Source organism: Histidinibacterium aquaticum (assembly GCF_008710275.1).
Taxonomy (GTDB): Bacteria; Pseudomonadota; Alphaproteobacteria; order Rhodobacterales; family Rhodobacteraceae; genus Oceanicola; species Oceanicola aquaticus.
Map to the genome: position 1 here is coordinate 111,398 of NZ_VYQE01000003.1, position 11,114 is coordinate 122,511.

The 11,114-nt window shown below is 70.4% G+C and carries 9 protein-coding genes; 8 read left to right on the forward strand and 1 reads right to left on the reverse strand.

Annotated elements, in window-relative coordinates; all coding sequences use genetic code 11:
* Positions 1 to 62: 62 nt before the first annotated feature.
* The 8 genes from F3S47_RS10095 (at position 63) to F3S47_RS10130 (ending at position 9,765) form a co-directional block, all read left to right on the forward strand.
* Complete coding sequence (locus F3S47_RS10095) at positions 63 to 1,514, forward strand: aldehyde dehydrogenase family protein (RefSeq protein ID WP_150445149.1); 1,452 nt, start codon at positions 63 to 65, stop codon at positions 1,512 to 1,514.
* A gap of 23 nt (positions 1,515 to 1,537) precedes the next feature.
* Entirely contained in the window at positions 1,538 to 2,728 is a 1,191-nt protein-coding gene (locus tag F3S47_RS10100; RefSeq protein WP_150445150.1) for an amino acid ABC transporter substrate-binding protein, read from the forward strand.
* Positions 2,729 to 2,784: 56 nt separating this feature from the next.
* A complete protein-coding gene (locus tag F3S47_RS10105; protein WP_150445151.1) occupies positions 2,785 to 3,651 on the forward strand; it encodes a branched-chain amino acid ABC transporter permease in 867 nt (288 codons plus the stop codon).
* A complete protein-coding gene (locus F3S47_RS10110; protein ID WP_150445152.1) occupies positions 3,648 to 4,580 on the forward strand; it encodes a branched-chain amino acid ABC transporter permease in 933 nt (310 codons plus the stop codon). Before F3S47_RS10105 ends, F3S47_RS10110 begins: the two co-directional genes overlap by 4 nt.
* On the forward strand, positions 4,577 to 5,314 hold the full coding sequence (locus tag F3S47_RS10115) for an ABC transporter ATP-binding protein (RefSeq protein WP_150445153.1): 738 nt from the start codon (positions 4,577 to 4,579) through the stop codon (positions 5,312 to 5,314). Before F3S47_RS10110 ends, F3S47_RS10115 begins: the two co-directional genes overlap by 4 nt.
* Positions 5,307 to 6,545 (forward strand): ABC transporter ATP-binding protein, encoded by a 1,239-nt coding sequence (locus tag F3S47_RS10120; RefSeq protein ID WP_150445154.1) that lies wholly within the window; start codon positions 5,307 to 5,309, stop codon positions 6,543 to 6,545. The genes F3S47_RS10115 and F3S47_RS10120 overlap by 8 nt, the downstream gene beginning before the upstream one ends.
* A 3-nt stretch (positions 6,546 to 6,548) precedes the next feature.
* Complete coding sequence (locus F3S47_RS10125; RefSeq protein WP_150445155.1) at positions 6,549 to 8,024, forward strand: aldehyde dehydrogenase family protein; 1,476 nt, start codon at positions 6,549 to 6,551, stop codon at positions 8,022 to 8,024.
* 187 nt (positions 8,025 to 8,211) lie between these two features.
* Entirely contained in the window at positions 8,212 to 9,765 is a 1,554-nt protein-coding gene (locus F3S47_RS10130) for a flotillin family protein (RefSeq protein ID WP_150445156.1), read from the forward strand.
* A gap of 93 nt (positions 9,766 to 9,858) precedes the next feature.
* Here the strand turns inward: F3S47_RS10130 and F3S47_RS10135 are convergent, their stop codons facing one another.
* Complete coding sequence (locus tag F3S47_RS10135) at positions 9,859 to 10,974, reverse strand: 5-methyltetrahydropteroyltriglutamate--homocysteine S-methyltransferase (protein WP_150445157.1); 1,116 nt, start codon at positions 10,972 to 10,974, stop codon at positions 9,859 to 9,861.
* Positions 10,975 to 11,114 lie beyond the last annotated feature (140 nt).

An 11,114-nucleotide genomic window follows, 5' to 3' on the forward strand; every position in this document is an offset into this window, starting at 1 on the left:
GGGCCGCCAGCGCGAATTCTGTGGGTCGGCCATGTGCGATCGGCCGCATCCGGGAGGAGGGGATGTTTCAGTCGCAGCTCATCATCGGCGGTGAAGCCGGTGCGCCCGAAGGTGCACCCGTCTTCGAGCGGCGCGGACCGGGGTCCGGCGCGGTGGTGACCCGTGCCGCCGCCGCCGGGGCGCCGGAGGCCGAACGGGCCGCGGCCTCCGCCGCCCGCGCCTTCGTCGGCTGGTCCGAGACCGCGCCCGAGCGCCGGGCCGAGATCCTGACGGAGGCGGCGGGCCTCATGCGGGCCCGCGCCGCCGAGGCCGTCGCCATCGCCGCCGACGAGACCGGCGCCGCCGAGAGCTGGACCCGCTTCAACATCGACATCGCCGAGCAGATGCTGCGCCAGGCGGCGACCCTGCCCGCCCATATCCGCACCGAGGACCTCGAGGGCGCGCCGCCGGGAGAGCGCTTCGTCCTGCGCCGCAGGCCGGCCGGCGTGGTGCTCGCCATCGCGCCCTGGAACGCGCCGGTCACGCTCGCCACCCGCGCCGTCGCGGCGCCTCTCGCCTGCGGCAATACGGTGGTGCTGAAGGCCTCGGAGCTCTGCCCGATGACCCACGAATGGGTCGCCCGGGTGCTGATCGACGCGGGCCTCCCCGAGGGGGCGCTCAACTTCGTCACCAATGCCCCCGACCACGCCGAGGAGGTCGTCTCGGCCCTCATCGCCCATCCGGCGGTGCGGCGGGTGAATTTCACCGGCTCGACCCGCGTGGGCCGCGAGATCGCCGTGGCCGCGGCGCGCCACCTCAAGCCCTGCCTGCTGGAGCTATCCGGCAAGGGCACGCTGATCGTCCGGGCCGACGCCGACCTCGCGCTGGCCGCCCGCGCCGCCGCCCACGGGGCCTTCGCCAACCAGGGCCAGGTCTGCATGTCGACCGAGCGCATCCTCGTCGACGACCGCGTGGCCGACGCCTTTCTCGACCTGCTCGCCGCCGAGACCGAGCGGCTGCAAGCCGAGCATCCGGAGAACGGCCGCCTCGGCGCGCTCGTGAGCCCCGGCGCGACCGCCCGGCTCATGGCGCTGGTCGAGGACGCGATCGCCCGGGGCGCGCGCCTCGTGACCGGCGGCGGCGGGCTCGACACGATGCTGCAGCCCACGGTCATCGACCGCGTCGCGCCCGGCATGCGGCTCTACGCCGAGGAGGCCTTCGGCCCCATCGTCGGCGTGACCCGCGTGGGCGACGACGACGAGGCGCAGGCGCTCGCCAACGACACCGAGTTCGGGCTCGTCGCCTCCGTATTCAGTCGCGACACCGCCCGCGCCGAGGCGATGCTCGCGGCCATCGACACCGGGCTCGGGCACGTCAACCGCTCGACCGTCCACGACCATCCGGCCCTGCCCTTCGGCGGGGTCAAGGCCTCGGGCTACGGCCGCTTCGGCGGGCTCGAGGCGATCCGCGAATTCACCGAGATCCAGGCCATGACCACCACCGCGCCGGAGGAGGGCGCGGCACAGCCAACCTGATCGTCAACATGGGAGGAGACGACATGACCAGACTACTCACCGGAACCGCGCTCGCCGCGCTCTTCGCCGCGGGCGGCGCGCTCGCGCAGGAGACGCTGACCATCGGCGCCGTGGGCCCGAAGACCGGCCCGCTCGCCGGCGGCGCGGCCGTCACCTACTGGCCCAACGTCCAGCTCTGGGCCAACGACGTGAACGAGGCCGGCGGCCTGCAGGTCGGCGACACGTCCTACATGGTCGAGATCGTGGAGTACGACGACCAGACCAACCCGGCGCAGACCATCGCCGCCGTGCAGCGCCTGGCGACCCAGGACGAGGCGGACTTCATCCTGCCCCCCTACTCCACCGGTCTCAACCTCGCCGCCGCGCCGATCTACGACCGCTACGGCTACCCGCAGGTGACCTCCACCGCCAACACCGGCAACGTCGAGGACCTCTCCGCCCAGTTCCCGAACCTCTACATCACCCTCGGCGCCGCTTCCGGCATGGTCGGCGGGCTGATCGACGTGATGACCGAGCTGCGCGAGGCGGGCGAGATCGGCAACACCGTCGCCATGGTCAACGTGGCCGACGCCTTCGGCATCGAGCTGGCCGAGGAGGCGCGCCCGCTCTTCGAGGAGGCCGGCTTCGAGATCGTCTACGACAGCTCCTACCCGCTGGGCACCCAGGACCTCTCGCCGGTGATGCAGGGCGCGGCGGACGCCAATCCCGACAGCTTCGTCGCCTTCTCCTACCCGCCGGACACCTTCGCGCTGACCGAGCAGGCGATCATCGAGAACCTCGACGTGGGCGTCTTCTACACCGCCGTCGCCACCGCCTTCCCCTCCTACCAGGAGCGCTTCGGCGAATCGGCCAACGGAGTCATGGGCATCGGGGGCGTGAACGCCGACGACCCCGAGTTCCAGGACTACGCCGCGCGGCATGAAGAGGTCACCGGCCAGGCGCCCGACAGCTGGGCCTCGGCGATGGTCTACTCGACCTTCCAGATCTACCAGCAGGCCATCGAGGGCGCCGGCACCATCGACCGCGAGGCGGTGGCCGAGTACATCGCCAACAACTCCTTCGACACGGTGATCGGCCCCATCGAGTGGGACGAGAACAACAACAACCCGGCCTACTGGACCGTCGGTCAGTGGCAGGACGGTGTCTTCCGCGGCATCGCCTCCACCGGGCGCGAGGGCGAGGTCGATCCCATCGTGAAGAGCGGCTGGGAGTAATCCCGGCGAGCGGGCGGGCCGCGGCACGCGGCCCGCCCCTGACGGACAGGGGCGACATGGACATCATCTTCACCGGACTGCTGCTCGGCGGCACCTACGCGCTCATCGCGACGGGGCTGAACCTGCAATACGGCATGGCCCGCATCATGAACCTCGCCAACGGCGAGACCCTCGTCGCGGGCGGTTTCGGCGCCTTCTGGTTCTGGACCTCCAGCCAGGTGAGCCCGCTGCTGACAATCTTCGTCGTGGCGCCCCTGGCCTTCGCCCTGAACTGGCTGATCTACGTCGTCGTCCTGCGGCCCCTGGTGAAACGCGCCAAGTCGCGCGGCCAGCTCGAGGTCGACGCGATCCTGACGACCTTCGGCCTGTCCTTCGTCGGCGTGGGCGTGATGCTCGCGCTCTTCGGGGGCGACTACTTCTCCTACTCCTACCTCGCGCAGCCGGTGCAGTTCATCGGCGAGACCTACGGTCTCAACCGCGTGGTCGCCTTCGCCGCTGCCGTCCTGCTCTGCGGCGCGCTCTGGATCTGGCTCTACCGCAGCCGCGCGGGCATGTCGGTGCGCGCCATCGCCGTCTCGCCCGACAGCGCGCGGCTGGTGGGCATCGATGTGCCCAGCCTCTCGGCCCGGGCCTTCGCCCTCGGCGGCGCGGTGACCGCGGTGGGCGGCGCGCTGGTCTCGAGCTTCCTGACGCTCGACGCCTCCACGGGCGTGATCTTCACGCTCAAGGCGCTGATCATCGTCATCATGGGCGGTGTGGGCGACATCCGCGGCACGATCCTGGCCGCCGTCCTGCTGGGCATCCTCGAGACCTTCGTGGCCACCCTGATCGACCCCGGCCTGACGCTGGCCGCCGCCTACCTGCTCTTCATCCTGATCCTGCTGCTGCGCCCGCAGGGCCTGCTGGGGAGGGCCCGGACATGACCGCCAGGGACCGCCGCGGCGTCACCATCGGCGTCCTCCTCTTCGCGCTGGCGGCCCTGCTGCCGCTGGCCTCGGATTCCTACTTCCTGAGCATCGGCGTCACCATCGCCATGTACACCGCGCTCGCCACGAGCTGGGCGCTCTTCTCGGGACCCACGCACTACATCTCTCTCGCCACGGCGGCGTTCTTCGGGATCGGGACCTACACCACGGGGATCGGCATCGAGTACATGCCCTACTGGCTGACCCTGCCCATCGCCGCAGTGATCGGCGCGGTCCTCGCCGCCCTCGTGGGCGTCGCCACCCTGCGGCTCTCGGGCGTCTACTTCGTGATCTTCACGCTGGGCCTCGCCGAGCTCGTCCGGCAGATCATCACCTGGGGCCAGAACGTGAGCGGGGCCAAGGGGCTCTACGTCCTCACCTCGATCACCGAGGAGCACATCTACTGGCAGCTCACCGGCCTCTCGGCGCTGGTCTTCCTCGCGGGCTTCCTGATCTGGCGCTCGCGGCTGGGCTTCGCCGTCCGCATCCTCGGCGACGACGAGGAGGTCGCGCGGCACTCCGGCATCCACACCGCTCGGGTGAAGGTGCTGCTCTTCATGATCCCCGGCGCGGTGGCCGCCGTGACCGGCGCGATCCTCGCCCCGCGCTACGTCTACATCGAGCCCGCCATCGCCTTCACGCCCATGCTCTCGTTCCAGGTGGTGATCATGGCGCTTCTGGGCGGCACCGGCCGGCTCTGGGGCCCGGTGGTCGGCGTCATCCCCTTCACCTTCCTCTGGGAGGCGATCTCCGGCACCTTCCCGAACCAGACGACGCTGCTTCTGGGCCTGTCGTTCCTCGTCATCGTCTACCTGCTGCCGCGCGGCTTCGTCGGGCTGATCGAGGAGGCCCGCGGCCGGGTCTCGCGCCGGGGGGCCTTCGCATGACGCCGGTGCTCTCCCTCCGCGGCGCGACCAAGCGCTTCGGCGGCCTCGTGGCCGTCAACGAGCTCGACTTCGACGTGGCCGAGCACGAGGTGCTGGGGCTGATCGGCCCCAACGGCTCGGGCAAGTCCACGACGCTCAACCTGATCTCCGGCGCGCTGCCGCCCACCGCCGGGACGATCTCGCTGCGCGGCTCGGTGATCTCCGGCCTGCCCGCGCAGGACATCGCCCGGCGCGGCGTGGCCCGGACCTTCCAGCTGGTGCGGCTCCTGCCCTCGATGACTGTGCTGGAAAACGTCATGGCGGGCGCCGTCTTCGGCCACCGCCGCCGCTGGGGCCACGATGCCGAGGCGCAGGCGATGCGCGTGCTCGACCTCGTGGGCCTCTCCCGCCGGGCGCAGGCGCCGGTGGGGTCGCTCACCTACATCGACACCAAGCGGGTCGAACTGGCCCGGACGCTCGCCGGAGAGCCCAAGGTGCTGCTGCTCGACGAGTGGCTCGCCGGGCTCAACCCGACCGAGCTGGAGGAGGGCATCGCCCTCATCCGCCGCCTGCGGGATGAGGGCCGCACGATCATCCTGGTGGAGCACGTCATGGACGCGATCCGCTCGCTCTGCGACCGCTGCGTGGTCATGTCCTCGGGCTCGAAGATCGCCGAGGGCGAGACCGAGGAGGTGCTGAACGACCCCGGCGTGATCGAGGCCTACCTCGGCGTGGAGGAGCCGGCCCATGCTTGACGTCCGCAACCTGTCCGTCAGCTACGGCCAGCACCGGGCGCTGCACGAGGCCGCGCTGCGCGTCGACCGGGGCGAGATCGTCGTCATCCTCGGCGCCAACGGCGCGGGCAAGACGACGCTGCTCAAGGCGATCTGCGGCGTCTGCGAGGGCCGCGTGACCGGCGAGGCCCTGCTCGAGGGCGAGGACCTCGTGGGCCAGCCGCCGCACCGGATCGTCGAGGCCGGGATCGCGCTGGTCCCCGAGGGCCGCGGCATCTTTCCCGATATGACGGTGGAGGAGAACCTCACCCTCGGCGCCTACGCCGACCGCGCCCGCGACGAGCAGCGCGCGAGCCTCGACAGGGTGATGACGCTCTTCCCCAAGCTCGGCGAGCGGCGGCGGCAAGTCGCCCGCACCATGTCGGGCGGCGAGCAGCAGATGGTCGCGATCGGCCGGGCCATGATGTCGAACCCCTCGATCCTCGCCCTCGACGAACCCTCGCTGGGGCTCTCGCCGCTGCTGTCCAAGGACCTCTTCAAGACGCTCCGCACCGTGCGCGAGGCCGGTCTCGGCCTGCTGCTGGTGGAACAGAACGCCCGCGCGAGCCTCGCCATCGCCGACCGGGGCTACCTGCTGGATACCGGCGAGATCACCCACGAGGCCCCGGCGCAGGAGCTCCTGACCGACCCCGCCGTGCAGCGCGCCTACCTCGGCGGCGCGGCCGCCAAGCCCGCGCCGAAGCCCGCCCCGGCCAGCCCACACCCCGCAGAGCGCCCCGTACCGACCATGCCCGCCAACCGCCCCTCGCCCTCCGACATCGCCGCGCAGGCGGTGAAATCCGTCGCCTCTCGCCCCGCGCGCCCCGCCGCGCCGGAGCCCGCGCCCGCCCCGAAGCCGGCCGCAGCGAACGGCGCGGCACAGCGTCCCCAACCCGCGCCCCCGCGCCCGGCGCCTGCACCAGCCGGCGACCGCAAGAGCGCCAGCGACGTCCTCGGCGTGGAGATCGGCGACATCGTCGGCCGCGCCGCACAGACCTCCAGCCGCCGCGCCGCGCCGGCCAACGGCTCGGGTCGCCTGCCCACGGTGCCCGACCGCCCGCCCATGCCGCAGCGCCCCCGGGCGCCGGAGATCCCCATGCCCGACCTCGGCTCTTCCGCCGACCGGCTGAAATCCGTCCTCGACGAGATCGAGGGCGCCGCACGCCGGGCCGAAAGCTGGCGGCCCGCCCCATCCAACCCACCCCGGAGGTGACAGATGCTCGACCAGGCCAAGACGTCCCCCTCGATCCGCGGCATGTACATCGGCGGGAGCTGGACTCCCGCGGCGCGGACCTTCGACGACCTCAACCCGTCCGACAATTCGGTCTACGCCCGTATCCCCGACGGCTCGCCCGATGACGTGAGGAAGGCCATCGCCGCCGCCAAGCAGGCCTTCCCCGAGTGGTCGGCCCAGCCTTTCCATCACCGGGCCCACGCGCTCCACCGCATCGCCGACGTCTGGGAGCGGCGGAAGGACGACTTCGTCGCCGCCGCCGTGCAGGAGGGCGGCGGCTGGTTCGGCAAGGGCATGTTCGAGGCGGGCTACGTGGGCGAAGTGTTCCGCTCCGCCGCCGCGCTCTGCTACCAGAACATCGGCGAGGTCCTGCCCTCCGAGCACGGCAAGTTCATGATGGCGACCCGCTTCCCGTTGGGCGTCGTCTCAGTGATCTCGCCCTGGAACATGCCGGGGATCCTCACCTCCCGCGGCTTCGCCGCCGCGCTGGCGGCGGGGAACACCGTGGTCCTGAAGCCCTCCGAGGACACGCCCTACGCAGGCGGGCTCTACTTCGCCGAGATCCTCGAGGAGGCCGGCATCCCGCCCGGCGTCTTCAACGTCGTCACCTGCTCGCGCGAGAGCGTGGGCGCGGTGGGCGACGAGATGATCGAGAACCCCGACGTGAAGGCGGTGAGCTTCACCGGCTCCACCGCCGTGGGCCGCCACATCGCCGCCAAGTGCGGCGCGCACCTGAAGAAGGCCTGCGTGGAGCTCGGCGGCAAGGACAGCATGATCGTGCTGGAGGACGCCGACCTCGAGGCCGCCGCCCGCGCCGCGAACTTCGGCAGCTTCATGCACCAGGGGCAGGTCTGCATGTCGACCGAGAAGCTGCTGGTCCACGAGAACGTCTGGGAGGACTTCATGTCCCGCTTCCTCGCCCGCGCCAAGAAGCTCCGGACCGGACATACCGACGACAAGGACAACGTCATCGGCCCGCTGGTGAACACCCGCCAGGCGGTGCGGGTGAAGGCGCTGATCGACGATGCGGTATCGAAGGGCGCGCGGCTGGAACTGGGCGGCAACGCCTGGGACAACTTCGTCGAGCCCACGGTGCTGACCGGCGTCGACAGCTCGATGGACATCTGGCACGACGAGACCTTCGGCCCCGTGGTGATCGCCGCGCCCTTCCGGACGGACGACGAGGCGATCGCGCTCAACAACGACACCGAGTACGGCCTGACCGGCGCGGTCTGGAGCCGCGACGAGGCCCGCGCCCTGGGCATCGCCCAGCGGCTCGAGACCGGCATCGCCCACGTCAACTGCCAGAACATCAACGACGAACCGCATGTCCCCTTCGGCGGGGTCAAGGCCTCGGGCGTGGGCCGTTACGGCGGCCGCTGGTCGCTCGACGCCTTCACCGAGCTGCGCTGGATCACCCTCGACCGCGGCGGGCGTCACTTCCCGCCGGTGTTCTGATGCGGGGCGAGGTCCGGCAGATGCCGTCCGGCAGCGGTCCGGTCGACGCGCACGCCCGGCCCCTGGCCGGGCGACGGCCGCACCGCCCCCACGGGGCGGCCGTTCCGGCCACCCCGCGGTGCGGCCGACGCCCTCATCTCGCCGCTCCTATCCATTCCAACCACCCCCTCGACCGGAGGACAGACACATGAGCGCCCTGGGCTGGATCATTCTCATCCTGGTCGTCGCCGCCGCGGCGATCGCACTCGCCGCGTGGTTCTACGAACGCGCGACCAACGAGGTGGCGCTCGTGCGCACCGGGGTCGGCGGCCGCAAGGTCGTGGCCGACGGAGGCGTCCTCGCCCTGCCCTTCTTCCACGAGATCTCCCGCGTGAACATGCAGACCATCCGGATGCACGTCTCGCGCTCGGGCGACAGCTCGCTCATCACCCGGGACCGGCTGCGGATCGACGTGGGCGCCGAGTTCTACGCCTCCGTCATCCCCGAGCCCGACGCCATCACCCGCGCCTCGCAGACGCTGGGACGCCGGACCTTCCAGCCCGACCAGCTCAAGGACCTGATCGACGGGATGATGATCGACGCCCTGCGCTCGGTCGCCGCCCAGATGACCATGGACGAGCTGCACGAGAACCGCTCGGAGTTCGTCCGCGAGGTCCGCGAGGCCCTGACCGACACGCTCTCGCGCTACGGCTTGCAGCTCGACAGCGTTTCGCTCACGGCCCTCGACCAGACGCCGTTCCACGCGCTCGACGAGAACAACGCCTTCAACGCTGTCGGCATGCGCAAGCTCGCCGAGGTCATCGCCAAGTCGAAGAAGGAACGCGCCGAGATCGAGGGCGAAAGCCAGGTCGCCGTCCGCCGGGCCGAGGTCGAGAGCAACCGCCGCAAGCTCGACATCGAACTCGAGCAGCGCCGCGCCGAGATCGCCCAGACCCAGGAGATCGAGCTGCTGCTCGCCTCGCAGCTCACCGAGGTCGCCCGCCGCAAGGCGGAGGCCGAACAGGAGGCGGCCCAGGCCCGCATCCGCATGGAACAGCAGATCCAGTCGGCCAACATCGAGCGCGAGCTCGCGATCAAGGAGGCCGAGATCGCCCAGCTCCGCGCGCTGGAGATCGCCGAGCAGGAGAAGACCATCCAGACCTCCGCCAAGAGCCAGGAGGAAACGAAGGCGAAGGCCGAGGCGACCTCCGCCCGCGCCGCCCTGGTGCAGGCCGAGGAAGAGCTCCAGACGCTCCGTCAGATGGCCGAGGCCGACCGCCGCAAGCGCCTCGCGCTGCTCGCCGCCGAACAGGACGCCGAGGCCGAGGCCACCCGCGCCGGGCGCAAGGCCAAGTCCGACCAGGAGGTCGCCAAGATCCAGAGCACGATCAAGCGCGAGGCCGCGGAGACCCGCAAGCTCGAGCGCCTCGCCGAGGCCGAGGCCGAGGGCGCGCGCATCGCCGCCGAGAACACCCGCTCCGAGGCGCTGGTCTCCATGGAGCTGGAAAAGGCCCGCCTCGCCGCCCTGCCCGCCATCGTGGGCGAGATGGTCAAGCCCGCCGAGAAGATCAGCGGCATCTCGATCAACCACATCTCCGGCCTCGACCGCGGCGGCTCGTCCGGCGAGCGCCCGAGCTCCCCGGTCGATCAGACGGTCAACGCGATCCTAGACATGGCCGTGAGCCTGCCGGCCATGAAACGGCTAGGCGACAGCGTCGGCGTGAACCTCGAGGACGTGGTCTCCAACGGCAAGAAGGACTAGGCGCCCCTGCCGCGATAATTACGTCATTTCAAAAAGATAAGGGGGCGTCCAAATTTGGACGCCCCCTTTTTCGTATCCCGGAGGGAGCCGTCCTCAGACCGTGCCCCAGATCTCCTCGGCGGTCTTCACCACCAGCTCCAGCTTGCGCTTCTGATCGTCCTCGGTGACCTCGTTGCCCTCCTCGGTCGAGGAGAACCCGCACTGCGGCGCGATCCCGAGCTGGTCGAGATCGACGTACTGCGAGGCCTCGTCGAAGAGCCGCTTGAGCTGGTCCATCGACTCCAGCTCCGGCGTCTTCGTGGTGATGAAGCCCGGCATGACCCGCTGCTTGCCCTTCGGCAGCAGACGCAGCGGCTCCAGCCCGCCGGCGCGGTCGGTGTCGTACTCCATGAAGAAGACGTCGATGCCGGTGGAGAAGATCGCCTCCGCCGCCGGATCGTAGCCGCCCGAAGCCACGAAGGTGGAGCGGAAGTTGCCCCGGCACATGTGCATGCCGATGGTCATGTCCTCCGGCCGGTCCGCGATCGCCTCGCGCATCATCCGGGCGTATTCGCCGATCAGCCAGTCCGGATCGGTGCCCTTCTCCTTCCACTCCTCGCGGATCTTCGGGTCGCAGAGGTAGGCGTAGAAGATGTCGTCCATCTGCAGGTACCGGCAGCCCGCGTCGTAGAAGGCATGGACGGCCTTGCGGTAGGTCTTGATCAGGTCGTCGAAGTAGGTGCCGATGTCCTCGCGGTAGGCCTCGACATGCGTGTTCGCGGGGTCGAGCCGGTAGTGGCAGCAGCTCGGGCCCGGGATCGAGATCTTCGGCGTGACCTTGGTGGTCTCGGCCAGGAACTTGTAGTGGCCGAGCATCGGGTGATCCTCGGGAAAGTCGATCGGCTCGCTGACCACCAGGGCCTTGGGCTTCGTGGTCACGCCGGTGAACTGGAGACCGGAGCCCTCCTGCTCCACGATGTCCATGCCCTTGAGCATGCCCATGAAGTCGTAATGCCACCAGGACCGGCGCTGCTCGCCATCGGTGACGACCGGAAGGCCCACGCCCTCCTGCATGGCGACGAGATCACGGATCGCGGCGTCCTCGGCGGCGGCGAGTTCCTCGGCCCCGATCGACTTTTCCTCGTAGAACTTGCGGCGGGCTTCCTTCACGCCCTGCGGGCGCAGCAGGCTGCCGACGTGATCGGCGCGGAACGGGGGGGATTGAGTCATGGAAGTCCTCCTGTTTGCGCCCTCTCTTCCGCCGAAACGCGCGCGGGTTCAAGGCGGCGGCCCACCCTGACGCGCCATCCACCACTTAGGAAATTCTTCACCCGATGCGCCTACCCATTGGCAAAGCAAGCGAAGGGATA

Coding starts and splice junctions, on each gene's coding strand:
- F3S47_RS10105 (WP_150445151.1), top strand. CDS start 2,785: ATGGACATCATCTTCACCGGACTGCTGCTCGGCGGCACCTACGCGCTC.
- F3S47_RS10100 (WP_150445150.1), top strand. CDS start 1,538: ATGACCAGACTACTCACCGGAACCGCGCTCGCCGCGCTCTTCGCCGCG.
- F3S47_RS10125 (WP_150445155.1), top strand. CDS start 6,549: ATGCTCGACCAGGCCAAGACGTCCCCCTCGATCCGCGGCATGTACATC.
- F3S47_RS10120 (WP_150445154.1), top strand. CDS start 5,307: ATGCTTGACGTCCGCAACCTGTCCGTCAGCTACGGCCAGCACCGGGCG.
- F3S47_RS10115 (WP_150445153.1), top strand. CDS start 4,577: ATGACGCCGGTGCTCTCCCTCCGCGGCGCGACCAAGCGCTTCGGCGGC.
- F3S47_RS10135 (WP_150445157.1), bottom strand. CDS start 10,974: ATGACTCAATCCCCCCCGTTCCGCGCCGATCACGTCGGCAGCCTGCTG.
- F3S47_RS10095 (WP_150445149.1), top strand. CDS start 63: ATGTTTCAGTCGCAGCTCATCATCGGCGGTGAAGCCGGTGCGCCCGAA.
- F3S47_RS10130 (WP_150445156.1), top strand. CDS start 8,212: ATGAGCGCCCTGGGCTGGATCATTCTCATCCTGGTCGTCGCCGCCGCG.
- F3S47_RS10110 (WP_150445152.1), top strand. CDS start 3,648: ATGACCGCCAGGGACCGCCGCGGCGTCACCATCGGCGTCCTCCTCTTC.